The following is a 25,949-nucleotide window of genomic DNA, read 5'->3' as shown; positions in this document are numbered from 1 at the left end:
AACTCCCGGAGAAAGCCCGCACCCCCGCCGCATCCCGGCGCGCCGCGTCGACAGCGGCGCCGGGTGCGGCGGGGGTGCGTGGACGTGTCGGCTCAGCGGCCGATGGCGGCGGCCATCACGCGCACGGCCGAGACCAGACCGTCGATGAGCTGCCCCTGACGCATCGAGCTCAGGGCTGCGGTGACGCCGAGCTGGCAGACGCGGTCGTTGGCGCGATCGGCGACGTCCTTGCCCGAACGCACCTCGACGGCGCGGTCGTTGGGCGAGACGGCGATGAGCACCGACCGGTTCGCCTCCGGGGTCGCCGGGAAGATGGTGTCGGCACCGGCGGACGGGTCGGCACCCAGATCGCCGATGAAGACGTTGAACCGCACCTTGGTGGCGCGAGTCGCCTCGGTGAGCACGTTGTCCATGATCAGGCGCTCTTCATTGCTGAAGGGAGCTTCCTTGAAGACGTCACCGGCCTCGTGCACGCCGGACACCCGTCCACTGCTCATCAGGGCGTATCCGTGCGGTAGTTCGGATTCGACCACCGCGGGCCACTTAGAACCTGCCACTTGCCCTGCCTCCGATCAGCTCCGCGTCCGCGGTTTCGATAGCCGCATGGTGACCATGCGATTCAGCAATGTGGTGCCCGTACACGGTCACCTCGTCGGTCGCACTCCACAGCACCGGCTCGGAGGTCCACTTCTTGCTCAGGTCGTAGTGGACCGGCTTCTCGCCGGGCAGCGGCTTACCGAGAAACGACAATCCGGCGATCACGCCGTAGATCACCAGCGGGATGCCGACGAAGATCAGCACTGTCTCGAGAATGCTCACAGCTCAAAGGTAGACGATGCTCTGTAGTAGTTCATCGATCGGTAAGGGTTTTGCGCCTCGACCAGGGGTTTCGCCGAGCCTCGCGTACGTTCGCCGAAACCCGTTCGACCTGGCATGAGCTGCACGATCGGGCAGTTTCAGACCAGCCACGCGGCCGAATCCGGCGGCAGCATTCCGTCGGCGAGCGGTGCGCTGACGAGGATCGCCTCGCCCGCGGGTAGCTCGATGGCGGCGGCCGAGCTGTTGAGTACGCAGATCAGTCCGCCGGGCCGTCGGAACATCAGCACACCCGCCGGGGCGGGCAACCATTCCAGCCCGGCCCCGTCGAACTCCGGCCGCTTGTGCCGCAGCTCGATGGCGTCGCGGTACAGCTCGACGGTCGACCCGCTGCGATCGAGCTGAGCGGCCACCGTCAGCTCGGCCCACGGGGCCGGAATCGGCAACCACGACCGCGCCCCGGTGGTGAATCCGAACGGCGGCGCGGAGCCCTCCCACGGAATCGGGACCCGGCATCCGTCGCGGCCGCGTTCGGTGTGCCCGGTGCGTTCCCAGACCGGGTCCTGCAACACCTCGTCGGGCAGATCGTCGACGTTGGGCAGGCCCAGTTCGGCGCCGTTGTAGATGAACACCGCGCCGGGCAACGCGAGCTCGACCAGGATCATCGCGCGAGCCCGGGCCAGGCCGAGGTCGCCGCCGCCGTAGCGGGTGACCTCGCGCTCGATGTCGTGATTCGACAACGTCCAGGTGGGGGTCGCGCCGACCGGGGCCACCGCGAGCAGGGAGTTCTCCACGGCGTGACGGATGGCGTCGGCGTCGAACGGGGTTTCGGCCAGGCGGAAGTTGAAGGCCAGATGCAGCTCGTCGGGGCGGACGTATTCACCGAAGCGCACATTGTCGTCGACCCACACCTCGCCGATCGACACCGCGTGCGGATAGTCGTCGAGTACCCGGCGGATGCGGCGGTGGATGTCGTGCACTCCGGGGTTGTTGAAGCGGGGATCGCTGTCGTCGTGGATCAGCATCCGGGTATCGACGCGCTCCATGTCCGGCAGGCCCTCTGGTTTGGCCATGCCATGCGCAACATCGATGCGGAAGCCGTCCACACCGCGGTCCAGCCAGAACCGCAGGGTCTGCTCGAAATCGGCCGCGACCTCGGGATTGTCCCAGTTCAGGTCGGGTTGCTCGGCGGCGAACAGATGCAGATACCACTGGCCCGGCCTGCCGTCGGCCTCCACGACCCGGGTCCAGGCCGGGCCGCCGAAGATGCTCGGCCAGTTGTTGGGCGGCAACGCGCCGTCCGGGCCGCGCCCGTCGCGGAAGATGTAGCGACCGCGTTCGGGGCTACCGGGTGCGGCGGCCAGCGCGGCGCGAAACCAGGGGTGAGCGTCGCTGGTGTGATTGGGCACCAGGTCCATGGTGATCTTGATATCGCGGGCGTGCGCGGCCTCGATCAGGGCATCGAAGGCCGGCATACAGCCGAACAGCGGGTCGATATCGCGGGGATCGGCGACGTCGTAGCCGCCGTCGGCCATCGGTGACCGCATCACCGGGCAGATCCACAGCGCGTCCACCCCGAGGCGCTCCAGATAGTCCAGCCGGGCGCGCAGCCCACCGAGATCGCCGACGCCGTCGCCGTCGGAATCGGCGAAGGAACGCGGATAGACCTGATAGAAGACCGCGGTCTCCCACCACGGCCCGGACGCTGCGTTCATACCCACCCCGCCAGGCTCACCAGGCCGCGTTCATCAGCGAGTTCGCGGCCATCTCCAGATAGTCGAGCAGCGCCTTGCGGTGTTCGTCGTCGAGCACCTCCGGCTCGATCTCGGCCACCCCGATCCGCATACAGCGCAGCCAGGCGTCGCGCTCCACCGGACCGATCTTGAACGGCATATGCCGCATCCGCAACCGTGGGTGCCCGCGCTCGTCGCTGTAGGTGCGCGGGCCGCCCCAGTACTGCTCGAGGAACATCCGCAACCGGCGTTCGGCAGGACCCAGATCCTCCTCGGGGTACAGCGGGCGCAGCACCTCGTCGGCGGCCACCTCGCGGTAGAACGCGGCCACGATCCGGCGGAAGGTTTCCTCGCCGCCGACCGCCTCGTAGAACGACGTCGCTGTGTGCTCGCCCGAAGTCATAGACCCTCTCGATTCGCTGGATGCGCCGCGCTCCATTGTGCCCGCGCACCGGCCTGCTCGCGCACATCGCGGCCCGATGGCTCTTCAGCCACAGTTAACCCGACATTGTGTTAAATCACCGTGCACCGGCCCGCATTCCGTGGTCAACTTGGTGGCAGTCTCCGGCGAGATACCACATGATCTTGGAACGCAGAAATTGGGGTCGACATGAAGCAGCGACACGCCCGATCACAGGAGGCGAGGGCGCACCGACAACTCCAGCCCGCCGACGTCCACAACCGTGGGTCGGGGGCTACTCCGCTGCACTTGTTGTCCGATCATCATTCCGGGGCGCACCGCGACGGTCATCGCGTCGATTCCGCGCCGACACCACTGCCGACTCCCACCAACAACTGGCTCAAACGCCGCGTCCTGCTCCTCAATGCCACCTACGAGCCGCTGACCGCGCTGTCCGCGCGTCGCGCCGTGGTTCTGCTCATCTGCGATAAAGCCGACACCGTGCACCACGATCCGGAAGGCCCGATCGTGCATTCGGCCGGATCCTCGCTGGCCATTCCGTCGGTGATCCGCCTGCGCACCTACGTCCGCGTCCCCTACCGGGCCCGCGTTCCGATGACCCGTGCCGCGCTCATGCAGCGCGACCGCTACCGCTGCGGCTACTGCGGCGGCAAAGCCGAGACCATCGACCACGTCGTCCCCCGCAGCCGGGGCGGTGAGCACAGCTGGGAGAACTGCGTGGCCAGCTGCGCACCGTGCAACCACCGCAAGGCCGACAAACTGCTCAGCGAGCTGGGCTGGACGCTGCGCGCCCCACTGGTGTCGCCGAAGGGGCCGCACTGGCGATTGCTGTCGACGGTCACCGAGTTGGACCCGGTGTGGCTGCAGTATCTGGGCGAGGGGGCCGCGTAGCGGTCAGCGATATTCGACGACCAGCATCGCCCAGGTGCCCGGTTCCAGCGCTTCGAACAGGTGCGGAAGGTCTCCCGGATAACTGAGGTAGTCGCCGGGCCGCAGTTCTTCCGGTGCATCGGTGAGCCCGGCGCGAGCGCGTCCGGCGCCGAGCAGGATGTGCTCGACCGATCCGCGCGTATGCGGTTCGGATCGCCGCGGTTCACCGGGCTCGGCGGTTATTCGATACAGGTCACGCCGGGCATCGGCCGGTCCGGCGGCGAGCAGGGTGGCACGGTATTCCGATCGCTCCGCGGCGACCACCGGCCCCTCCCCCGCGCGGATCACCCGCACACTCGGCCGCGGTGGATCCAGCAACCGTGAAAACGGCATATCCAGCGCGACGCACAGCGCCCACAGCGTTTCCAGACTGGGATTACCGGATCCCGATTCCAGTTGCGACAGCGTGGATTTGGCGATCCCCGCGCGGGCAGCGACCTCGGTGAGCGACAGTCCCGCGCGCCCGCGTTCCCGGCGTAGCGATGCGGCGATCACCGCCTTCGGCGCCACCGCCGGCTCCTCTGCTGACATCACCTACTCCTCGTCGCCGTTGCTCGCTCGGCACCACATCACCAAGGCGACGAGCCCCGCCAGGCAGTCCGGCTCGCGAGCCGACGGCGGCCACGCATCCCGGTGCCGCTTATCGCGTTGACGGGACCCACCCGATGTGTTCACTATAAACAACATGCGTTCGATATGGCGAACACTCGATCGGGACACGCTGTCCAGTATCGCGGCGACCTGTGTGGCGGTCACGATGATCGGGGTCTCCTACGGCGCGGCGGTGGTCGGCTCCGGATTCCCGATGTGGATGCCGGTGCTGCTGGCCTCGACGGTCTTGGCGGGCGGTTCGGAGTTCCTGTTCTTCGGCATCCTCGCCGCGGGCGGCGGTCCCCTTGCGGCAGCCTCGGCCGGGCTGCTGGTCAACGCCAGGCATCTGCCCTATGGGTTGTCGATGCCGGATGTGTTCGGCACCGGAATCCGGCGGCTACTCGGCGTGCATCTGATGGTGGACGAGAGCGTGGCGTTCGCGCTGGCGCCGGGCGACCTGGCGCGGCGGCGCGCGGCCTACTGGCTGGGCGGGATCGGCATCGCGGTGTGCTGGCCGCTCGGCGCGCTGGCCGGAGCCGGCATCGGCAGCGTTGTGCCCGATACGGCCGCGTTCGGGCTGGATGCCGTCTTTCCCGCCGTCCTGCTCGCCCTGATCCTGCCGGCCCTGCGCGATCGGGCCACCCTGCGAGCGGCGGGTGCGGGCGCCGGATTGGCCGTTGCCACAACACCGTTCGTGCCGGCGGGGCTGCCGGCGCTGATCGCGCTGGCCGGGCTTATCTTCGCGATGGAAGCGCTGTGATGGGGTCGCCGCTGCTGGTTCCGGCCATGCTCACTATGGCCGTCGGCACCTACCTGTTCCGCTGGGCCGGCCCGGCGTTGCGTAACCGGGTCCGGTTCCCGCCGCGTGCGGCCCGGCTGCTCGAGATCGCGGCCGTGATCCTGCTGGCGGCCTTGGTGGCCACCACCGCGCTGCCGTTCGGCGACGATTTCGGATGGGCTCTGCCCGCCGGTGTGGCGGTCGGCGGGGTGCTGGCGTGGCGCAAGTGCCCACTACTGATCGTCATCGTCGCGGCCGCGGCGACGACGGCGGTGTTGCGGGCGATCGGCGTCGGCTGAGTGGGGCGGTGCCGACCACTCAGCGCGGTGTGAGCGGCAGACCTCCGCCGAGCCGGCGGGCGACCGAACCGTAGCGGGCGTCCAGGCGCAGCCAGGTATTGCTGGAGCGGACCCGAACGATCTCATCGGGCGGGATACGGCGCGAATCGGCTCGGTCGCCGGAGTGCGGGATGAAATCCATGGCGGTGAGCGCGAAGACGACGCGCATGGGCACCTGAACCTGCACGGCAGCACCGGACACGGTGAGCACCGTCTGGTCCAGCAGGGCGGCGGGCGGGCCGTGGCCGGATCCGTGCTCTTTAGCCAGATCGGCGCCCTGTTCGGCGAGTTCGACGAGGGTGCGGGCGGGCACGTCGTCGACGTGGGAGAAGCCGGTGACCGGTGGCAGCGCGCCCCGCCAGGCCGAATCCATCGAGTAGCCGAGGTCGATCGGACTGCCCGAAGCCAGCCCGGCCAGCACCAGATCGGCACCGACGGTGACGTCGTCGACGCCCAACTCGGCCACCACCGTCCGCACCGCGAGCGCCTCGAATCCGGTGGCCACCCACGCCGACACCAGTCGCTCATCGCGACGGCGCAGCCGCACCACCGCGGCCTGATCCAGCCGCAGGGCCCGACCCAAGAAGGTGGCCAGGTTCTCCCGTTCGGCCGGATCGCCGACGTACAGCACTCGTTGTTCGGTCATCACAGCGCGACGATCACCGGGCGCGGATCACTCACTCATCCACTGCGCGAGGTAGTCGCGCTCGTCCTCGGTCAGCCTGCGCAGGCGCTGGGTGTCCATGTCGAAGGCGGCGAGCTGGGTGGATGCGATCACCGCGGGCGGGGAGTCGGGTGCGGCACCGGCGGCGCGCACCTCGTAGGCGACGGTGAAGTCGACCGCGCGCAGCTGTTCGATCCACATGGCGATATCGAGCGGGGTGTCCTCGTGGCGCAGCTGCCCGCGGTAGCGGACATGCAGGTCGGCCAGCACACAGCCCTGGCGCAGGGCGGCGGTGGGACGGTCGTCCTCGAACAGCCACGGGATGCGCGCCTCCTCCAGCAGCGTCACCATCCGAGCGTGGTTGACGTGCTGGAACGCGTCCATATCCGACCATCGGATGTCGACCTTGGCATGGAAGCGCTTGGGCAGGACCAGCGTGCCCTGCGCCTTCGGATTGCCGTTCAGCGATCCGACACTCGTCACCGTGATACCTCCGACTGGGTGCCCGCCCCACTCACCATGCTGCGCACCTGCCGCGCGGCGACCGACAGCGTGGCCAGATCGTGGGTACCGGACTCGAACAACTCCGACAGCGCGGCCCGGGCACGCCCGAGCCGAGACTGGTTCTTCGACTCCCAGTATGCAATCTTTTCGTCCGCCGTCTCTTCCGGGTCGCCGCCGGAGAGCACATCGAGGGTGAGTGAACGCAGCGAGCTGTACATGTCGTCGCGCAGCGCGAGCCGGGCCAGCGCATGCCAGCGATCGCCGCGTTCCAGGTGGCTGACGGCCTCGAGCAGCCAATCGATCTTCAGGTGCTCGTTGAGCGCGTAGTACAGCGAACCCACCTCGTCGCCGGTGCGGTCGGTGATGTCGGCGATATCGATCACATCGAGCAGCGGGAACAGATTCAGCAGCCCGTAGACCTCGGTCGCCAGATCTGTGGGCGCCCCGCGGGCGATCAGTTCGGCGCTCTGATCGGTCAGCGACGTCACATGGTGGCCGCGCAGCCAGCCGGGCACCTTGGGTGCGAGTTCCCGCACACCCCGGCTGTAGCGATTGACCTCGGCGCCCACCGCGATGGGCTGCGGGCGGTTGGTGAGCAGCCAGCGCGAGGCACGGTCCAGGGTGCGTTTGGTTTCCAGTTCCAGCTCGTCGCAGATCGCGACCGAGGTGTCGGCGGCGCGGATCCTGGCCCAGATGTCGTGCAATCCGAAGATCTCGGTGACCGCGGTGAACGCTCGCACCGCATCGCTGGCGCTGGCGCCGACCTCTTCGTTGAGCCGGTGGGCGTAGGTGATTCCGCCGTAGTCGACCACCTCGTTGACGATCATGGTGGTGAGGATTTCCCGGCGCAGCCGATGCCGCTTGATCGCGGTGCCGAACCGGCCACGCAGCGGCGTCGGGAAGTATTCGGGCAGCCGGGTCGCGAAGTAGGCCATATCCGGCAGGTCCGAGTCGAGCAGGTCGCCCTTGAGCGCGAGCTTCACGTGCGCCATCAGGTTTGCCAGCTCCGGAGACGCCAGACCGGTGCCCTCCTCGTGCCTGCGCTTGATCTCCGGCTCCGAGGGCAGTGCCTCGAGTTCGCGGTCGAGGCCGCGACGCGATTCCAGATCTTCGATCACCCGGCGGTGCACGTTCAGCATGCGCGGTGCGTCCGAACGCGACAAGCCCATCAGGAAGTTCTGGGAGACGTTGTCGCGCAATACCATCCGCGCGACCTCGTCGGTCATCGAGGCCAGCAACGGGTTGCGTTCGGACTGCGGCAGCAGGCCGGCGCTCACCACGCCGTCGAGCAGCACCTTGATATTGACCTCGTGGTCGGAGCAGTCCACGCCCGCGGAGTTGTCGAGAGCGTCGGTGTTCATCTTGCCGCCGTGGCGGCAGAACTCGATACGGCCGAGCGCGGTGGCGCCGAGGTTGCCGCCCTCACCGATCACGTTGACCCGCAACTGATTTCCATTGACGCGGACCGCATCGTTGGACTTGTCGCCCACCTCGGCATTGGATTCGGTGCTCGCCTTGATGTAGGTGCCGATCCCGCCGTTCCACAGCAGTTGCACGGGCGCGAGCAGGATGGCGCGCACCAGCTCCGGCGGCGACAGCGCGGTCACCTCGTCGGCCAGCCCGAGCGCCTGCCGGGCCTGCGGGCTGATCGGCACCGATTTCACTGTGCGGTCCCAGACACCGCCGCCCTCGCTGATCAGCGACTTGTCGTAATCGGCCCACGACGAACGCGGCAACTCGAACATCCGCCGACGCTCGGCAAACGACGACACCGCATCCGGATTCGGATCCAAGAAAATATGCCGATGATCGAACGCCGCCACCAACCGAATGTGCTCGGACAACAACATCCCATTACCGAACACATCACCGGACATATCACCGATACCCACCACCGTGAAATCCTCGGCCTGCGTATCGATCCCCATCTCCTGGAAATGGCGTTTCACGCTTTCCCAGGCCCCCTTGGCGGTAATGCCCATGGCCTTGTGGTCGTAGCCCGCCGAACCACCGGAGGCGAAGGCGTCGCCCAGCCAGAAGCCGTAGCTCTTGGCTACGTCGTTGGCCACGTCGGAGAAGGTGGCTGTGCCCTTGTCGGCGGCGACGACGAGGTAGGTGTCGTCGCCGTCGCGGCGCACCACTCGCGCCGGCGGTACGACCGCCCCGGTCGCCAGGTCCACGTTGTCGGTGACGTCGAGCAGGCCGGAGATGAACGTCCGGTAGCAGCGCACACCCTCGGCCATCATCGCCTGACGATCCGCACCGGGATCACCCGTCGCCGCGGGCGGCTGCTTCACCACGAAACCACCCTTGGCGCCGACCGGCACGATCACCGCGTTCTTGACCGCCTGAGCCTTCACCAAACCCAGAATCTCGGTCCGGAAATCCTCCAACCGATCCGACCACCGCAAACCACCACGCGCCACCGCACCGAACCGCAAGTGCACACCCTCCACCCGCGGCGAATACACGAAGATCTCGAATTGCGGGCGGGGCTTGGGCAATTCGGCGATCTCGCGGGGCTCGACCTTCATCGAGATGAAGTCGCGAGCCTGGCCATCGCCGTCGGTGACGTAGTAGTTGGTGCGCAGGGTGGCCGAGATCAGGCCGAGGATGGCACGCAGGATGCGGTCGGCATCCAGGCTCACCACCTGGTCGATCCGGGCGCGGACCTGTGACTCCAGCTCCGCGGCCCGTTCGGTGGAGCAGGTGTCCGGATCGAACCGGGCCGCGAACAGTTCGGTGAACAGCCGCGAGGCCTCCGGGTAGTTGAGCAGCACGCGCGCGATATTGGTCTGGCTGTACGGGAATCCCGCCTGTTGCAGGTACCGGGCGTAGGTGCGCAGGATGGCCACTTCGCGCCACGGCATCCGGGCGCGCAGCACCAGTTCGTTCAGCCCGTCGGCTTCGGCACGGCCGTACCAGACCGCGGCGAAGGCTTCCACGAAACGCGCGCGCAGACCGCCGGCCTTGGCATCGAGTGCGTCGGTGCGGGCGGCGGATTCCAGCAGTTCGGCGTCCAGGTCCTCATCGAGCGCACTGCGCAGCAGCTCCGGCCGGGCCAGCAGGCCGAAGTCGTAGATCCAGCGCTCGCCGCCGGGCTCGCCGGTCGCGGTGTCCAGCTGGATCTGATACGGCCGTTCGTCCACCACCTCCACACCGAGGCTTTGCAGGACGGGCAGCACCTGACTCAGCGAGACGCCGGTGCCGCCGATGTAGAGGCTGAACCGCCACGAACCCGGTGCGGCATCGGGCTGGCGATACAGGTGCTGGTCGATATCGCCTTCGGTGAGGTGTTCCAGGCGCGCGATATCGGCCAGTGCCCGCGCGGGCTCGAAGTCCTGCTTGTAGCCCTCGGGGAACGCGTCGGCATAGCGGTCGACCACGCCGGGGTCGAGCACCGTCGAAGTGCTGACCGCATCGTCGAGGTGGTCGTCCCAGGTGTGGCTGGCCGCATCGAGCAGACGCTGGATGCGCACCCGGTTCTCTTCGGAGGTATCCGCCTCCGCGGGCAGCTCGCCCTGCCTGCCTGCCTCGGCCTCAGGCATCCGCACGGTGAAATAGACGCTGGCGAGCTCACTTTCGCTCACCCGCGCGGAATAGTCGATCGAGACGCCGCCCAGCTCGCGGACCAGGATCTCCTGCATCTCCAACCGCACCGCGGTGGTGTAGCGATCCCGCGGCAGGTACACCATGCAGGCGACGAATCGGCCGAAACCGTCGGCCCGCATGAACAAGCGCACCTGCCTGCGCAGGCTCACGTTCAATACCGCGGTGGCGGTGCGGCGCAGCGTCTCGGTATCGGAAGAGAACAGTTCGGTGCGCGGGAACGACTGGATGACCTCGAGCATTCCCTGCCCGGAGAACGAGTCCAGATCGAACCCGCTGTCCTCGATCACCGAGCGCACCCGGCGCGAGATCACCGGGATATCGAGCACGTTCTCGTGCACGGCGGTGACGGTGAAGACACCGATGAACAGATGCTGGCCGGCTATTTCGCCCGCGGCGTCGAGATCGGCGACGCCGACGAAATACGGGTACACCGACCGATGCACCGTGGCGGGAACCAGACCCTGGGTGAGCATGAGCAGCGGCTGCTCATCGGCGGTGATGACCGGCACCTCGAAATCGGTGCCGACGCCCGGACGCAGCACGCCCAGGCACGAATCCGGCACGACGTCCTGGCCGGCGCTCGCCTCGGAGGACTTGCGGTAGCGGGCGTAGCCGAGCACGGTGAAATGCCCACTGGCCAACCAGCGCAACAGGTTTGCGCAATCGGTCAGGTCGACGGCCGGAAACGGGGCCGTGCCGGCGGCGGCCGCCCGATCGAGCTCGTCGGCCAGGGTGCTCTGCGCCGCCCGGATCGCGGCGGTATCGCCGATGACCTGGCGCACGTCGTCGACCACCACCGGCATGGCGGCCTCGACCCGGTCGAGGACCGCCCGGCTGGTGGAGGGATGCAGTTGCAGATGCATCCAGCTCTCCCGCAGCCCGGTACCGCCATTCGCGTCGACCTCATGCGGTTTGGCGTCGATCAGCCGGCCGTCGGCGGCGCGTTCGACCTCGAAGATCGGATGGATCACCTCGCTGACGCTGACCCCCATCCGGCTCAGCGAGGAGGTGATCGACTCCACCAGCAGCGGCATATCGTCGGTAACCACCTGAACGGCGGAGCCGAGACCGGACCCGTCATCGGGGTGATACACCCGCACGAGGGCCCGGCCCGGACTGCGTGTCATCGCCAGTTCCAGATGCCTGCGGAAGATCTGGGTGATCCCGGTGATCGCACAGGCCACATCGCCCGCGTCGACGTGCCGGAAGTACGCCTCTTCCAGAGCAGCGAGGTCGCCGCGCAACGGCTGCGGCAACCCCGCGACCCACGCCGCACTGGACAATTCCGACGAGACCGTCATTTTTTTCGCCAACTCCCTCGGATTCGGTTCCGCAACAAAGTGACGCCGGTCTCGACACTAGTCCCGCACCCGGGACCGGTGGGCAAAAGCTTTGCGGTTACCCGCGAGTCAGCTTCCGGTGGGTGACGCGATGCGGCCGCGCGGCCTCCGGACCGAGCCGCTCGATCTTGTTCGCCTCGTACGCCTCGAAGTTGCCCTCGAACCAGAACCACTTGGCCTCGTTGTCGGCGTCGCCTTCCCAGGCCAGGATGTGGGTGCAGGTGCGGTCGAGGAACCACCGGTCGTGGGAGATGACCACGGCGCAGCCGGGGAACTGCTCGAGCGCGTTCTCCAGCGAGCCCAGCGTCTCGACGTCGAGGTCGTTGGTCGGCTCGTCGAGCAGGATCAGGTTGCCGCCCTGCTTGAGGGTGAGCGCCAGGTTCAGGCGGTTGCGCTCGCCACCGGAGAGCACGCCCGCCGGCTTCTGCTGGTCGGGGCCCTTGAAGCCGAACGCGCTGACGTAGGCGCGCGAGGGCATCTCCTGGTTGCCGACCTCGATGAAGTCGAGCCCGTCGGAGACGACCTGCCAGACGTTCTTCTTCGGGTCGATGCCCGCGCGGTTCTGGTCGACGTAGCTCAGCTTGACCGTCTCGCCGACCTTCACCTCACCGCTGTCGGGCTGCTCGAGCCCGACGATGGTCTTGAACAGCGTGGTCTTACCGACGCCGTTGGGTCCGATGACGCCGACGATGCCGTTACGCGGCAGGGTGAACGACAGGTCCTTGATCAGCTGGCGATCGCCGAATCCCTTGTCCAGGTGCTCGACCTCGACCACCACATTGCCCAGGCGCGGCCCGGCCGGGATCTGGATCTCCTCGAAGTCCAACTTGCGGTGCTTCTCGGCCTCGGCCGCCATCTCCTCGTAGCGGCCCAGACGCGCCTTGTTCTTGGCCTGGCGCGCCTTGGCACCGGAACGCACCCAGGCGAGCTCGTCCTTGAGGCGCTTTTGCAGCTTCTGGTCCTTCTTGCCCTGCACCTCCAGACGCTGGGCCTTCTTCTCCAGGTAGGTGGAGTAGTTGCCTTCGTACGGGTAGGCGCGGCCGCGGTCGAGCTCGAGGATCCACTGCGCGACGTTGTCGAGGAAGTACCGGTCGTGGGTGACGGCCAGCACGGCGCCCTGGTAGGAGGCCAGGTGCTGTTCGAGCCAGAGCACGCTCTCGGCGTCGAGGTGGTTGGTCGGCTCGTCCAGCAGCAGCAGGTCGGGCTTGCTCAGCAGCAGCTTGCACAGCGCGACGCGGCGGCGCTCACCACCGGAGAGATTGGTGACCGGCTCGTCCGGCGGCGGGCAGCGCAGCGCGTCCATGGCCTGTTCCAGCTGGGAGTCGATATCCCAGGCGTCGGCATGGTCGAGGTACTCCTGGAGCTTGCCCATCTCTTCCATGAGCTCGTCGGAGTAGTCGGTGGCCATCAGCTCGGCGATCTCGTTGAACCGGTCGAGCTTGACCTTGACCTCGCCGAGGCCTTCCTCGACGTTGCCGCGGACCGTCTTCTCCTCGTTGAGCGGCGGTTCCTGCTGGAGGATGCCGACCGTCGCGCCGGGGGCGAGGAACGCGTCGCCGTTGTTCGGCTGGTCCAGTCCGGCCATGATCTTCAGCACGCTGGATTTACCGGCGCCGTTCGGGCCGACGACACCGATCTTGGCGCCGGGAAGGAAGTTCAAGGTGACATCGTCGAGCACGACCTTGTCGCCGTGCGCCTTACGAACCTTCTTCATTTGGTAGATGAACTCAGCCATGAGCAAAGCCTATCGGTGCGAGGAATGTCGGATCGAAGCAGAGCCAGCGCCCGCGCTCGGCGCGCATGCGCCTCAGGCGCCGACGGGTTCGTGGTCGGGAGTCCGGGGCGGTGCCTGCGCGGAGATCTCCGCGGCCACCTGCTGCCCGTCGCCCCCATGCTCTCGACCATCAGCGCCTGAGTGCCCAGCAGTATTCCCCATCCCGGGCTCCTCGGCATGCGCGGCCTGGTGCCTGCGCCGCACCACCGCCGTGCACCTGGACAGATCCGGGCCGATCGCGCTGGCCCGCATCTCCAGATCGCGCCGGTCGACGCCGTCGCGGGTGCGGTATTCATTGGTCCGCAGCTGACCGTGCGCGATGATCGGATCGCCCCGCCCGATCGAGGCCTGCACCCCCGCGACCAGCTTGCGCCAACAGCTCACCGTCAGGAACAAGGTGCCGCTGTCGACCCAGTCGCCCGAATCGCGGTCGAGTCTGCGGGAGGTGCTGGCCATCCGGAAGGTCAGCACCTGCTCACCGCCCGGCAGTTCGCGGGTGACCGGCTGGGTGGCCACGGTCCCCACCACGGTCGAAAACGTCTCGTACATCTGTCCACCCCTTCGTCGGCGCCCCGGACGACCGGCGCTGCGCCGGTCGTGTGTCGCTGCGGCGGTGCAGGGCGACGGACTCGACCACCGACACCTGCGACGGTCATCGACCACCACGAGCAACGCCACCAGCATGCGCGGGAATCGGCATCGACGACAGCCGGAAATCGCCGGGTGTGGATAACTCCGGCTGCTGTGAACAACCGATGTTCCGCACGAGCACAAGGACCGCGCCCGCAACCTCGGGGCCGCAACCACACGGCACCGCCTTACGACAGTGCCTGGCTCGCCCTAGAACGTGGTCAGATCGGTATTCGCCCCGCAGAGCACCACGACCGGCCGCTCCCCCGGCGCCGGCACATACGCCCCGCTGCGGATCGCGGCCAGCGCGGTCGCCCCGGCCAGCCCGACCACCATCCGGAACTCCCGCCACAGGTACTCCCGTGCATCGGCGATGGCGTCATCGCTGACCAGCACCGATCCCACGTCGTAGCGGCGCACGATGTCGAAGGCGATATCGCCGATCCGGGAGGCGCCGAGTGCGTCGGCCGCGATGCTCGACACCTCGACCTCGACCGGTCGCCGGGCCGTCACCGCCGCGTGCAGCGTCGGCACCCCTTCCGGCTCCACCCCGATCACGCGCTGCCTGCGGCCGAGTGCCGCGGCGATACCGGCGACCAGCCCGCCGCCACCCACCGCGACCAGGACCGGCGGACGGCCACGGACCTGTTCTTCGATCTCGAGCCCGACCACACCGGCGCCGGAGACGACGGCGGGCAGGTCGTAGGCATGCAGTTGCAGAGCCTGGCGTTCGACCGCGAGTTCGGTCGCGTAGTCGTAGGCCTCGGCGTAGGTGGTGCCGTGCCACAGCACCTCTGCGCCATAGGACCACATGGCCGCGACCTTGGTATGCGGTGCCGACTCCGGAACCACCACCGTGCACGTCTTGCCCAGCGCGGCGGCCGCGAGCGCCGCGGCGATCCCGGCATTGCCACCGGAGGCGATGACGACGTGGTCGGTGTGCTCGCCCGATTCCAGCAGCGCGTTGAAACTGCCCCGCGCCTTGAAGGTGCCGCCGTGTTGCAGGTGCTCCAATTTGAGGGTGACCGGCACCGGTCCGTCCGGGCCGGAGACGGAAGTGTGGAAGACCGGGGTGCGGCGGATCCGTCCGGCCAGCCGCCTGCGGGCCGCGCGCACGTCGGAGCGATACACCCGGGAAACGGGTCGTTGCCGCGGCGAGGAGGTCTTCTGGCCGGTCATTTGCGCACCGCCCGGTCGCGTTGGGCGAGTTCGGCGAACATGGCGTTGTGCGCGGCAAGCTCCGCGTCGTGATCGCGTTCGGCCGCCCGGTCGGTGCGCTGGGCCAGTCGCTGATCGCTGCGCGACCACTGGATCAGCAGCGCCAGCATCACCACCACCAGCGGCACCTCGCCGCTGGCCCAGGCCAGGCTGCCGCCGGTGCGCTGGTCGCCGAGCAAATCGGTGTTCCAGTCCAGGCCGAGGCTGCGATAGAACCAGCCGCCGAGCACGGTGGTGGTGCTCATCAGGGCGACACCGAAGAAGGCGTGGAACGGCAAGGAACCGAACACCATGCCCAGTTTGGTCAGCGGTTGCACCTGCCGGGGCTTGGGATCGATGCCGATCACCACCCAGTAGAAGAGGTAGCCGCTCAACAGGAAGTGCAGGTTCATCAACAAGTGGGCGGCGTGCGAGTCGACGAAGTTGTCGAAGATGCCACCCAAGTAGAGGGCGTAGAAACCGCCGACGAAGATGACCGAGGCCACCACCGGCTGGGTCAGCGCCCGCGACACCGGGTTGTGCACCGCAGCCAGGATCCATTCGCGCGGTCCCGGCACTCCGCCGCGACCGGCGGGCGGCAGCGCGCGCAGCGCGAGGGTCACCGCGCCGCCGAGTGCCAGCAGGATCGGCACCAGCATCGACAGCGCCATATGCGCGCCCATGTGCACGCTGAACATGGCGGGCATGTACCGGCCGACGCCCGAGGAGGTCGTGAACAGCAGGATGACGCAGCCCGACAGCCAGGCAATCGTGCGTCCGATCGGCCAGGCGTCGCCGCGTGTGTGCAGCCGGCGCACTCCGAGCAGATACAGCACCGCGAGCACGATCGCGATGGTTCCGAAGATCAGATCGAAGCGCCAGTCGAACAGCAGTCGCGCCACCGTGGGCGGTCCGGCCAGTTCATAGCCGAGTTCCACCTCCACCGGAGTCGGCACCGTACGCGGCGGCGGTGGCGGCGTGCGGCCCAGCCCGGCGGCCAGGCCGATGGTCGCGGCGAAGATCAGCACCTCGACCGCGGCGAAGCGGATCAGCGCCGAGCGGTCCTTCGGATCGGCGGCCAGCGCCGGAAGCGCCGCGCGCCGCTGGAAGTAGCCGAACACGCCGAGCACTATGAGCGCGGCGGCCTTGGCCAGCACCAGCCGGCCGTAGGTGCTGGTGAACAGCTCGTCCAGCGGGACCCGCACCCAGGAATTGATGACGCCGCTGGCCGCGATGACGACGAACGCCACGGTCGCGATCCCGGAGAACCGGCGGGCGGCGATATCGGTGTGGGTACCGTCACGCAGTGCGTGCGCGAGCACCGCGAACAGTCCGCCCACCCAGATCGCCGCCGAGATCAGATGCAGGATCAGACTGTTGGTGGCCACGTCATGTGACCCGCCCGACGACGAATGGCCGGTGAACGCCAGCGGCATCATGGTGGCGATGGCGGCGCCGAACAGCACCGGCGTCCAGCCCCAGCGCAGCGCCAGCCGGCAACCGACCGCGACGATCAACGCGAAGATCACCGTCGTGCGCCACGCGCCCGCGAGCGCGACCTGATCGATCGCACCCCACAGATCTGTCGGCGCGAGCACCTCCCGCACAGGGCGCCCGGTCGTGTCGGACACCGTCAGCGGAACCAGCAGCGCGGCGCAACACGCCCAGGCCAACGCCATATTCGAGGCCCGGCGCACCGCGCGATAGCCACCGACGTCGAGCAGGCCACTCGATTGCGGCGGGATGAGGAACGCGGCGAACAGCAGCGAGCCGACCGTCAGCGCGGCGAACAGATCCGACAGCGCGCGCACCGCAGGCATACCGTAGGTGGTCAGCGGTCCGGGATCGGGAATACCGAGCAGCGTCAGCGCCTCGGCGGCCGACAAACCGACCACCAGTGCGGCTACCACCGCGGTGATCGCACCGGCCAGCACACCCAGCGCCGCGAAGGTCGTCGCCGAACCCGGCCGAGCGAGCTCGACGTCGGTTTCGGCGGACGGGCCCTGCGGTGACGACATACGACTGAGGGTAGTCGGCAGCGCCGACCCGGCGTGCCCGGCCCGGCATCCCCATCGCACGACCGCGCCGCCCCTCGGCAAAGCTGGACGGTCGCTATACTTTTCCGCTGGACAGCACGGCCGAAGTCGGCCATGGTGGAACCCACTGCCTCCGTAGCTCAGTTGGATAGAGCAAGGGCCTTCTAATCCCTAGGTCGCAGGTTCGATTCCTGCCGGGGGCGCCAGTCCGCGGTGACCTGCGTGTTGCGGGTCACCGCGGTTAATACCCGCACCGAAGCCGGCCCAAACACCTAGGGATTTCGCCGGAACCGTTCGGCACCCGCGCTGCCGCTCAGCCAGCTGATCCGACCAGCCGCAGCGCACACAACCGGTCTATGCACTAGTTGGAATCGTGGTGATCGTAGGGCTCGGCAGAGCTGGTCTGGATGTCTAACTTGTCCGGAATGCGCACAGTTATTCTCCTGGCTTTCGCCGGGTTGGCCGCACAGCTGGTGGACGGCAGTCTCGGGATGGCCTATGGCGTCACGTCGACGACGTTGCTGTTGGCGTTCGGTACCAATCCTGCGGCGGCGTCGGCCACGGTGCATCTGGCCGAGATCGGTACCACGCTCGCATCGGGTGTGGCGCACTGGAAGTTCGGCAATGTGGACTGGCGGGTGGTGGCCAGGATCGGTATTCCCGGTGCGCTGGGGGCCTTCATCGGGGCGACGGTGTTGTCCAGCCTGTCCACCGATCTGGCCAAACCGGTGATGGCGCTGATCCTGCTGGGGCTCGGGGTCTATCTGCTCGGGCGGTTCACGCTGCTCGATCTGCCGCGCACCAACCTCGGCAAGCCGTTGCGCAAACGCTTCCTCACCCCACTCGGCCTGGTCGCCGGCTTCCTGGACGCGACCGGTGGCGGCGGCTGGGGCCCGGTCGGCACGCCCGCCATCCTGGCCAGCGGACGGATGGAACCACGCAAGGTGATCGGTTCGATCGATACCAGTGAGTTCCTGGTCGCCGTGGCCGCGAGCGTGGGCTTCTTGGTCGGGCTCGGTTCGGCCGGGGTGAACCTCGGCTGGACGCTGGCGCTGCTGGCCGGCGGGCTGATCGCCGCGCCGATCGCGGCCTGGCTGGTCCGGCACGTGCCGCCGCGGGTGCTGGGTTCGGCGGTCGGCGGACTCATCGTGCTGACCAATATCCGCACACTGCTGCGCAGTGACTGGATCGATGCGGGTGCGGGCGCACGGTGGGTGGTCTACGCCATCGTCGGGGTGATCTGGGCGGGAGCCGTCGCCTACTCGTTCGCCCAGCTGCGCGCCCAGCGTGGCGAACCGGCGGAGAGTGCGGCCGACGAGCCCGCAGCGCAGCGTTTGTGACGCGACGCCGAACCCGCCGGCCCTCCGTGGCGAACCAGCGGACGTGCGGCCGACCGGCCCGCCGCCGTGCAGTCTGCCCCGGGGAGGACGCGGCACCCTCCCCCGCGGAAGGGTGCCGCGTGTTCCGGTCAGGAGTTGGTGGGGAAGCCCAGGTTGACCTGGCTTTCCGACGGCTCCGGCCAGCGGGTGGTGACGACCTTGCTGCGGGTGTAGAAGTGGATGCTTTCGGGCCCGTAGATGTGGGTGTCGCCGAACAGCGACTTCTTCCAGCCGCCGAACGAGTAGGCGCCGATCGGGACCGGGATCGGGACGTTGACGCCGACCATGCCGACCTCCACGTCGAACTCGAACTGCCGGGCCGATTTGCCGTCGCGGGTGAAGATGGCGACGCCGTTGCCGTAGTAGTTGTCGTTGACCAGGTCGACGGCCTCCTGGTAGCTGCCGACGCGGACCACCGCGAGCACCGGGCCGAAGATCTCGTCGTCGTAGACCTTCATGCCGGGCCGGACCTCGTCGATGAGGCTGACGCCGATGAAGAATCCGTCGGAGTCGAACACCTGCTGACGTCCGTCGACCACCACCTTCGCGCCCTCTGCGGCCGCACCGGCCACATAGGAGGCGACCCGGTCCCTGGCCTCGCGGGTGATCAGCGGACCCATCTCCGAAGCCGGGTCCGATCCCGGTCCGATGCGCAGGGCCCGCACCCGGTCGCCGATCTTGTCGATCAGCGGATCGGCGACCTCACCGACCGCGACCAGCACCGAGACCGCCATGCAGCGCTCACCGGCGGAACCGTAGGCGGCGGAGACGGCCGCGTCGGCGGCGGCGTCGAGGTCGGCGTCGGGCATGACCACCATGTGGTTCTTCGCCCCGCCCAGGGCTTGCACGCGCTTGCCCTGATCGGAGGCGCGGCGGTAGATGGCCTCGGCGATGGGTGTGGAGCCGACGAAACTGACCGCGGCGACGTCACTGTCGTCGATGAGCGCGTCGACGGCTTCCTTGTCGCCGTGCACCACATTCAGCACGCCGTCGGGCAGGCCCGCCTCGCTGAACAGTTCGGCGATGAACACCGCCGCCGACGGGTCCTTCTCGCTCGGCTTGAGGATGACGGTGTTGCCGCAGGCGATGGCCGAGGCCACCATCCACAGCGGCACCATCGCCGGGAAGTTGAACGGGGTGATGCAGGCGACCACACCGACCGGCTGCTTCACCTGATGCACGTCGACCCCACCGGCCACCTGCTCGGAGTAGTCACCCTTGAGCAGATGGGTGAGCCCGGCGACGAATTCGACGTTCTCCACCCCGCGGGCGATCTCGCCCATTGCGTCGGCGACGGTCTTGCCGTGCTCGGCCGAGATGATCCGGGCCAGTTCCTCGCGCCGTTCGCCGATCAGGTGACGCAACCGGAAGAACACATCCGAGCGTTTGATGAGGCTGGTGGCGCGCCAGCCCGGCAGGGCGTTCTTGGCGATCTGGACGGCATCGGCGACCTCCGCGGCGGAGGCGAAGACCACCTCGGCGGTCTGTGCGCCGGTGGCGGGGTCGAAGACCGGCCCGGTGCGGACGCCGGTGTCGATGCGTTTGCCGTTGAGGTAATGCGGAATGCGGTTCATTGTCTGTGTCTTTCGGGTCGGGAGCTCAGGCGATGGAGTCGTCGATGTGCTTGATGATCAGCGCGCAGTCGCGGTCACCGAGGCCGCTGTCGACGAGGTCTTGGAGTTGGCCTGCGACGATGCTCGCCGTCGGCAGCGGGGTGCCGGTGGATTCGCCCGCGCGCAGCGCCAGGCCGATGTCCTTGTTGGCCAGGCTGGCGGCGAAGGTCGGATCGAAACCGTTGTTGGCGGCGGAGGTTTCGACGATCCCCGGCACCGGATACCAGGTGCGCAGCGCCCACGAATCCGCCGACGACACCGAGGCGACATTCCAGAACACCTGCGGGTCCAGCCCGAGGCGCTGGGCCAGCACCGCACCTTCGGCGCAGCCGGCCAGATTGATCAGCAGCATCATGTTGTTGCAGATCTTGGCGGCCTGACCGGAGGTGGCGCCGCCGGTGCGGATGATGTTGCGGCTCATCGGCTCGACGAGTTCGGCGGCGGCGTCCACCGCATCCGGCTCGCCGCCGAGCATGAAGGTGAGCGTCGCGGCGGCGGCGCCGCTGATGCCGCCGGAGACGGGAGCGTCGACGAATCGGAAACCCCGTTCGCGCGCCATCTCGTGCAGGGCGGCCGCGGTGTCGATATCGATGGTGGAGCTGTCCACCAGCAAGGCCGACGAATCCGCCTGCGCGAGCACCCCATCGGGACCCTCGTACACCGCGCGTACGTTCTCACCCTTGGGCAGCATGGTGAACACCGCGTCCACCCCACGCACCGCCTCGGCGATCGACTCACACGGCTTCACACCCGTGGCCGCCGCGGCGGCGAGTGCGTCGGCGTTCAGGTCGAAACCGTGGACGGTGTGCCCCTTGGCCACCAGATTCGCCGTCATGGGCTGGCCCATATGGCCGAGGCCGATCCACGCGATTGTTGCCATCGTCGAGCTCCATCCTGATGTCGATTGGCAAGTACGAAGTGATGCAGGCCACGCTATGGGACGCCCCGCATGGATATCAATGCAGTTCTTGGCCTACTTTTGCAGCAATGTGCTGCAAATTTGCAGCCTTCGTGGTGAGATCGTCGGGTGACGGCAGAGCGACGAAACATGGCCGCGGGCCAGCCCAACCCCGATGATCTGCTGGTCATGCTGGCCGTGGCGCGGCTGGGCAAATTCTCCGCGGCCGCCGACGCGCTCGGCGTGAACTCGACCACCGCCTCGCGCCGCATCGCCGCCTTGGAGAAGGCCATGGGCGGGCGGGTGCTGGTGCGCGGATCGGGCGGCTGGGAACTCACCGAATTGGGTCGTGGCGCCTTGGTCGTGGCCGAGGAGATCGAGCGCTCGTTGCAGCAGCTGGCCACCCCGGCCCAAGCGGTGCGCGACGGCGTGAGCGGGCTGGTGCGGATCGCGGCCTCGGATGGTTTCGCGGTGCGGTTCGCGGTGCCGGCGCTGGCGCGGCTGCAAGAACGCCATCCGCGGCTGTCGGTGGAGCTGATCAGCGCGACCCGGCGGGTGCGCCAGAACCGGTCGGGAGTCGATCTGGAGATCGTCGCGGGCCGCCCGGATGTGCACCGGGCCATCGCGCGTTTCCTGACCGACTACTACCTGGGCCTCTACGCCAGCGACACCTACCTGTCCCGCCACGGCAGCCCCGCCTCGCTCGCCGACCTCGCCGATCACCGCTTGATCTACTACATCGAATCCGCGCTGCAGGTCGACGAATTGGATCTGGCCGCCAAGCTGCTGCCACAGCCGGCCACCAGCCTGCGCTCGACCAGCGTCTTCGCTCACGTCGAAGCCACGGTCGCGGGCGCGGGCATCGGGATTCTGCCGGTGTATCTGGCCGACGAGCGACCCGAACTGCGGCGGCTGTTGCGCGCGGAGTTCAATCCGGAGATCTCGTATTGGTCGGTGGCGCGCGAGGAATCGTTGCGCAGCAATGCCGTTCGCGCGGTACTCACCGCACTGCGCGCCGAGGTCGAGTCACGATCGGCCGAATTGCGCGGGCGCCCCGGCTGATCCGCTGTTCGAGCACCAACCACCTTCCGTCGAACCCGTATGGCGGGTAAAGTCATACGCTTGTGTCTCGGCATCGGGAGGGGGTCTGCTGTGCTCATGTCTGCGCTCGATCTGCGCAGGTCGGCCGCGGTGTACTGGTATCTCGCGGTGGCCGGTTTCCGCAGGCAATGGCAGTACAAACTGGCCATGTTCGCGGGGTTGTTCACCAACTGTGTGTTCGGGTTCGTGCGCGCCGCGGTGATGGTGGCCGCGGTGGGAGCGGCGGGCAGTTTCGGCGCCTACGACGCCGACAGCATCGGCGCCTACGTGTGGATTTCGCAGGGTCTACTCGGCGCGGTGCAATTCATGGGCCCGAACCTCGAATTGCGCGAACGCGTCCGCGACGGTGACATCGCGATCGACTTCCTGCGCCCGGTCGACGTGCAACTGGGCTACCTCGCCGCGGACCTGGGTCGCGCGGCCTGCACCCTGCTGCCGCGTGGTGTGCCGAGCATCCTGGTCGGCACCCTCACCTTCGGCGTGGCGATGCCGACGACGCCGGGGCCCTATCTGCTGGGGCTGATCAGTGTGGTGCTGGCGGTCACGGTGTCGTTCCTGTGCCTGTTCGCGGTGACGACTATCGGATTCTGGGTGGTGGAGACGCGCGGCATCGAGATTCTGCACCGGACCTGCGGGGTGTTCCTGGCCGGTCTGGCGGTCCCGATTCACGCGTTTCCGGACTGGCTGCGCGCCATCGCGAACGCCACGCCCTTTCCGTCGATCCTGCAAGCGCCGGTCGACGTACTGTCGGGCCGGGTCGTCGGCCTCGACGCGCTCCAAGTGGTCGGAGTGCAGTTCTTCTGGGTGGTGGTGATCGGCGCACTCGGCCAGGTGCTGTTGCGGGCCGGACGACGCAGGCTCGAGGTGCAAGGTGGTTGACCGAACCGCGGCAGGCACCTGGCTCACCCCGTATCGAGCGGTCCTGCGCTCACGCCTCGACGCGCAACGCAGCTATCGGCTGTCCTTCGCCAGTGATCTGTTCGGCTCGCTGCTGCTCGGGCTGGCCGAATTCGCCGAGGTGTGGGTGATTTTCGGCAGTGGGCGGGTGCTCGGCGGGCTCGACCTGAACGGCGCGCTGCTGCTGTTCGGACTGAGCAATACCGGGTTCGCGCTGGCCCAAGTGCTGTTCGGACATCTCGACCAGCTGCCGACGCTGATCCGGCTCGGCACCCTCGACATCTATCACCTGCGCCCGCAACCGTTATTGCTGCAACTGATCACCGGCGATATCGCGCTGCGCCGCTTCGCCCGCGCGATCGTGTCGGTCGCGGTGCTCATCGCCGGGTTGACCCGCAACGACATCGACTGGTCGCTCGGCGCGGTCCTGCTGCTGGTGACGGCGCTGATCAGCTCCATCGCGCTGTTCGGCGGCTTGTTCGTCTGCGCTGCGGGCTGCCAGTTCTACCTGATCGACGGCTCCGAACTCACCAACAGCTTCACCTACGGCGGTGTATTCGCCGCGACCCAGCCCGCGTCGGTGTTCCCGGTACCGCTGCGGCTGCTGTTCGGCTTCGCCATTCCGGTCGCGTTCACGGCCTACCTGCCGACCATCGCCCTGCTCGGGGTGCCCGGGCCGGCGTTCCTGCCCGCGTGGCTGGCGTGGCTGACGCCGCTGGCGGCGCTGTGGGTCTGGCTGATCGCACTCGGGATGTGGCGGCTCGGCACCAGGCACTACCAGGGAGGTGGCGGCTAGATGGACGACATGACGATGGAACCGATCATTGAGATCGAGAATCTGACAAGGCAATTCGTACTGCGGCGCAAGGACGGCGACCGCTGGCGCAGGCGGCGCGAGGTACTCACCGCGGTCGACCGGATGAGTTTCCGGGTCGAGCGCGGCGCCGCCGTCGGCTATATCGGCGCGAACGGCGCCGGCAAGTCCACCACCATCAAGATGCTGACCGGCATCCTGGTACCGACCTCCGGGCAGGTGCGCACCTGCGGGCTCGAGCCGGTACGCCAGCGCAGGCAACTCGCGAGCCGGGTCGGGGTGGTGTTCGGGCAGCGCTCGCAGCTGTGGTGGGATCTGCCGCTGCGCGAATCGTTTTCGATTCTGTCGGCGATCCACCGGCTCGATACCGAGATCGCCCGCAAACGCACGCACGAGCTGGTCGAACAGCTGGAGATGAGCGACACCCTCGACACACCCGTGCGTCAGCTGTCGCTGGGCCAGCGGATGCGCGCGGAGGTCGCGGCGGCGCTACTGCACTCCCCCGACCTGGTGATCCTGGACGAGCCGACCATCGGACTCGATGTGCTGTCCAAGCAGCGGTTGCGGGAATTCCTGCGCGATGAGCGCACCCAGCGCGGCACCACCCTGCTGCTGACGACCCATGACATGGGCGATATCGAACGCCTCTGCGACCGGGTGCTGGTCGTCGATCACGGCAAGCTGGTCTACGACGGCACGCTGGCCGGGCTCGGCGCGACCGTCGGCGCGCGCCGGGTCCTGGTGGTCGACCTCGCCGAAGCTACACCGGATCTGAGCGATCTGCCGGGCGCCACCCTGGTGTCCAGCGAAGGCGGCGGGGTGCGGCAGCGGCTGGCCTTCGATGCCGAAACCACCACCGCCGCATCGCTGCTCGCCGCCGTCTCGGCGCGCGCGGAGGTGCGGGATCTGTCCATCGAGGAACCCGAGATCGAGGACATCGTGCGCCGGATCTACCAGTCGGCCCGCTGATCGGCGGCCGCACGGAACGCCGGGCGACACGCGGGCGGCGACACGTAACACCGGTTGTCGCCGGGTGGATGAACCGGTGACATGCCTGGCGCGGCCGCCGCGCCGGCGACACAAACCGGCGCGGCCCCCACCGCGCCGCAGCTCGGACCTGCCATCGACTCCATCCGGTGCGACATCGGATTGTCGGGCCCGTCCGGTCATGAGGGTGAACGATGACGACGATAGCGCTGCTCGCGGCGATGATGATCGCGTTGCTGATCGGCATTGCACTCGGCGTGCACACCGCCCGCGACGAACACCGGGCGAGCTCGTTGCGGGGCCGATATTGCCGACGGCGCACTCGTCGTAAATACTGGCTGACGTTCGCCTGATCCGAAAACCTTTGGGGGGAGCCCGATCATGGTCAAGTCCCGGCCTGTGCTCGTGATACTCGGCGCATTGCTCGCCGCCGTCCTGGTGCTGACGATGAGTGGCTGCGGCTCCGGTAAGAAGCGCCGCTCGTCGAGTTCCTCGCATTCGGCGGCCACCACCAGCGCGCAGCCGTTCCAGAACTGCACCCAGGTCTGGGATGCCGGCAAGGCGCCGCTGCGCAAGGGCTCGCCGGGCTACACGACCCAGCTCGATCAGCTCGACGGCAAGAACGACGGCGTCGCCTGTGCCGATCGGCCGGCCGGTACCTCGACCACCAAGCGGGTGGTGCCGGGTGCGGCCACCCAGTCCGCGCCCACCCCGACGGTCGCACCCGGCGGCACCGCCTCGGGCGGGTCGTCCCATCCGCGCACCACGCAGTCGCCGAAACACACCACCAGCGGAGGCTCGGGCTCGAGCAGCAAGTCGGGCTCCGGTTCCGGGTCGGGCAGTCGCTCCGGGTCCGGCAGTCGCTCCGGTTCCAGCCGCCGCTAGCGAGCTCGGCG

At 68.1% G+C, this 25,949-nt stretch carries 24 protein-coding genes and 1 tRNA gene; 11 read left to right on the top strand and 14 right to left on the bottom strand.

What is annotated here, in order from left to right:
- Window positions 1-92 precede the first annotated feature (92 nt).
- From NOCYR_RS06665 to NOCYR_RS06650, 4 genes are all read right to left on the bottom strand, one after another.
- Window positions 93-557: a DUF5130 domain-containing protein gene (locus tag NOCYR_RS06665; protein ID WP_014349590.1), complete on the bottom strand. Its 465-nt coding sequence runs from the start codon at window positions 555-557 to the stop codon at window positions 93-95.
- Window positions 544-819 (bottom strand): hypothetical protein, encoded by a 276-nt coding sequence (locus tag NOCYR_RS06660; RefSeq protein ID WP_048833062.1) that lies wholly within the window; start codon window positions 817-819, stop codon window positions 544-546. The genes NOCYR_RS06665 and NOCYR_RS06660 overlap by 14 nt, the downstream gene beginning before the upstream one ends.
- 137 nt (window positions 820-956) lie before the next feature.
- Complete coding sequence (locus tag NOCYR_RS06655) at window positions 957-2,531, bottom strand: glycoside hydrolase family 13 protein (protein WP_014349588.1); 1,575 nt, start codon at window positions 2,529-2,531, stop codon at window positions 957-959.
- A 16-nt stretch (window positions 2,532-2,547) separates the two neighbouring features.
- Complete coding sequence (locus NOCYR_RS06650) at window positions 2,548-2,952, bottom strand: globin (RefSeq protein ID WP_014349587.1); 405 nt, start codon at window positions 2,950-2,952, stop codon at window positions 2,548-2,550.
- 207 nt (window positions 2,953-3,159) lie between these two features.
- On the opposite strand from NOCYR_RS06650, the gene NOCYR_RS06645 reads away from it, so the two are divergent.
- Window positions 3,160-3,861, top strand: coding sequence for an HNH endonuclease (locus tag NOCYR_RS06645; RefSeq protein WP_228780991.1), 702 nt, complete (start codon window positions 3,160-3,162; stop codon window positions 3,859-3,861).
- 3 nt (window positions 3,862-3,864) lie between these two features.
- On the opposite strand, the gene NOCYR_RS06640 is transcribed toward NOCYR_RS06645, so the two are convergent.
- Window positions 3,865-4,431: a helix-turn-helix domain-containing protein gene (locus NOCYR_RS06640; protein ID WP_048833961.1), complete on the bottom strand. Its 567-nt coding sequence runs from the start codon at window positions 4,429-4,431 to the stop codon at window positions 3,865-3,867.
- A gap of 154 nt (window positions 4,432-4,585) precedes the next feature.
- Here NOCYR_RS06640 and NOCYR_RS06635 point away from each other — a divergent pair, with 154 nt between their 5' ends.
- Complete coding sequence (locus NOCYR_RS06635) at window positions 4,586-5,251, top strand: AzlC family ABC transporter permease (protein ID WP_048833060.1); 666 nt, start codon at window positions 4,586-4,588, stop codon at window positions 5,249-5,251.
- Entirely contained in the window at window positions 5,251-5,568 is a 318-nt protein-coding gene (locus NOCYR_RS06630; RefSeq protein WP_014349583.1) for an AzlD domain-containing protein, read from the top strand. The genes NOCYR_RS06635 and NOCYR_RS06630 overlap by 1 nt, the downstream gene beginning before the upstream one ends.
- Before the next feature lie 19 nt (window positions 5,569-5,587).
- On the opposite strand, the gene NOCYR_RS06625 is transcribed toward NOCYR_RS06630, so the two are convergent.
- The 7 genes from NOCYR_RS06625 to NOCYR_RS06595 all read right to left on the bottom strand — a co-directional run bounded on the left by NOCYR_RS06625 (window position 5,588) and on the right by NOCYR_RS06595 (window position 17,346).
- Window positions 5,588-6,253 carry a hypothetical protein gene (locus NOCYR_RS06625; protein ID WP_048833058.1) on the bottom strand — a complete coding sequence of 222 codons (666 nt, stop codon included), beginning with the start codon at window positions 6,251-6,253 and terminating at the stop codon, window positions 5,588-5,590.
- 27 nt (window positions 6,254-6,280) lie between these two features.
- Complete coding sequence (locus NOCYR_RS06620; protein ID WP_048833960.1) at window positions 6,281-6,700, bottom strand: acyl-CoA thioesterase; 420 nt, start codon at window positions 6,698-6,700, stop codon at window positions 6,281-6,283.
- Between the two features lie 50 nt (window positions 6,701-6,750).
- The gene (locus NOCYR_RS06615; RefSeq protein WP_014349580.1) at window positions 6,751-11,688 is read right to left on the bottom strand and encodes an NAD-glutamate dehydrogenase; all 4,938 of its coding nucleotides are present in this window, start codon (window positions 11,686-11,688) and stop codon (window positions 6,751-6,753) included.
- 97 nt (window positions 11,689-11,785) lie between these two features.
- Window positions 11,786-13,462 (bottom strand): energy-dependent translational throttle protein EttA, encoded by a 1,677-nt coding sequence (gene ettA / locus NOCYR_RS06610; protein WP_014349579.1) that lies wholly within the window; start codon window positions 13,460-13,462, stop codon window positions 11,786-11,788.
- Between the two features lie 72 nt (window positions 13,463-13,534).
- Window positions 13,535-14,050 (bottom strand): single-stranded DNA-binding protein, encoded by a 516-nt coding sequence (gene ssb, locus NOCYR_RS06605; RefSeq protein WP_014349578.1) that lies wholly within the window; start codon window positions 14,048-14,050, stop codon window positions 13,535-13,537.
- Window positions 14,051-14,341: 291 nt separating this feature from the next.
- Window positions 14,342-15,310, bottom strand: a complete 969-nt coding sequence (locus NOCYR_RS06600; RefSeq protein WP_014349577.1) for a serine/threonine dehydratase — start codon at window positions 15,308-15,310, stop codon at window positions 14,342-14,344.
- Window positions 15,307-17,346, bottom strand: a complete 2,040-nt coding sequence (locus tag NOCYR_RS06595) for a cytochrome c oxidase assembly protein (RefSeq protein ID WP_014349576.1) — start codon at window positions 17,344-17,346, stop codon at window positions 15,307-15,309. The genes NOCYR_RS06600 and NOCYR_RS06595 overlap by 4 nt, the downstream gene beginning before the upstream one ends.
- 147 nt (window positions 17,347-17,493) lie before the next feature.
- Here NOCYR_RS06595 and NOCYR_RS06590 point away from each other — a divergent pair.
- Together NOCYR_RS06590 and NOCYR_RS06585 are read left to right on the top strand one after the other, a co-directional pair.
- Window positions 17,494-17,570, top strand: a tRNA-Arg gene (locus NOCYR_RS06590).
- Window positions 17,571-17,789: 219 nt separating this feature from the next.
- Complete coding sequence (locus tag NOCYR_RS06585; RefSeq protein ID WP_048833056.1) at window positions 17,790-18,704, top strand: sulfite exporter TauE/SafE family protein; 915 nt, start codon at window positions 17,790-17,792, stop codon at window positions 18,702-18,704.
- 128 nt (window positions 18,705-18,832) lie between these two features.
- Here NOCYR_RS06585 and NOCYR_RS06580 read toward each other — a convergent pair whose 3' ends face one another.
- Together NOCYR_RS06580 and mmsB are read right to left on the bottom strand one after the other, a co-directional pair.
- Window positions 18,833-20,317, bottom strand: coding sequence for a CoA-acylating methylmalonate-semialdehyde dehydrogenase (locus tag NOCYR_RS06580; RefSeq protein WP_014349574.1), 1,485 nt, complete (start codon window positions 20,315-20,317; stop codon window positions 18,833-18,835).
- 25 nt (window positions 20,318-20,342) lie between these two features.
- Window positions 20,343-21,236 carry a 3-hydroxyisobutyrate dehydrogenase gene (mmsB, locus tag NOCYR_RS06575; protein ID WP_014349573.1) on the bottom strand — a complete coding sequence of 298 codons (894 nt, stop codon included), beginning with the start codon at window positions 21,234-21,236 and terminating at the stop codon, window positions 20,343-20,345.
- A 168-nt stretch (window positions 21,237-21,404) separates the two neighbouring features.
- On the opposite strand from mmsB, the gene NOCYR_RS06570 reads away from it, so the two are divergent.
- The 6 genes from NOCYR_RS06570 (at window position 21,405) to NOCYR_RS30280 (ending at window position 25,938) form a co-directional block, all read left to right on the top strand.
- A complete protein-coding gene (locus tag NOCYR_RS06570; protein ID WP_014349572.1) occupies window positions 21,405-22,316 on the top strand; it encodes a LysR family transcriptional regulator in 912 nt (303 codons plus the stop codon).
- Window positions 22,317-22,412: 96 nt separating this feature from the next.
- Window positions 22,413-23,234, top strand: a complete 822-nt coding sequence (locus tag NOCYR_RS06565) for an ABC transporter permease (RefSeq protein ID WP_048833055.1) — start codon at window positions 22,413-22,415, stop codon at window positions 23,232-23,234.
- Window positions 23,227-24,048, top strand: a complete 822-nt coding sequence (locus NOCYR_RS06560; protein ID WP_014349570.1) for an ABC transporter permease — start codon at window positions 23,227-23,229, stop codon at window positions 24,046-24,048. The genes NOCYR_RS06565 and NOCYR_RS06560 overlap by 8 nt, the downstream gene beginning before the upstream one ends.
- Window positions 24,049-25,035, top strand: coding sequence for an ABC transporter ATP-binding protein (locus NOCYR_RS06555; protein WP_014349569.1), 987 nt, complete (start codon window positions 24,049-24,051; stop codon window positions 25,033-25,035).
- 212 nt (window positions 25,036-25,247) lie between these two features.
- The gene (locus NOCYR_RS29640) at window positions 25,248-25,406 is read left to right on the top strand and encodes a hypothetical protein (RefSeq protein WP_158430130.1); all 159 of its coding nucleotides are present in this window, start codon (window positions 25,248-25,250) and stop codon (window positions 25,404-25,406) included.
- A 28-nt stretch (window positions 25,407-25,434) separates the two neighbouring features.
- Complete coding sequence (locus NOCYR_RS30280) at window positions 25,435-25,938, top strand: excalibur calcium-binding domain-containing protein (RefSeq protein ID WP_014349568.1); 504 nt, start codon at window positions 25,435-25,437, stop codon at window positions 25,936-25,938.
- Window positions 25,939-25,949 lie beyond the last annotated feature (11 nt).

The sequence above is a fragment of the Nocardia cyriacigeorgica GUH-2 genome, assembly GCF_000284035.1.
Lineage (GTDB): Bacteria > Actinomycetota > Actinomycetes > Mycobacteriales > Mycobacteriaceae > Nocardia > Nocardia cyriacigeorgica_B.
Note: the sequence above shows the minus strand (reverse complement) of the source record. Positions and strands in the feature narration are given on the sequence as shown.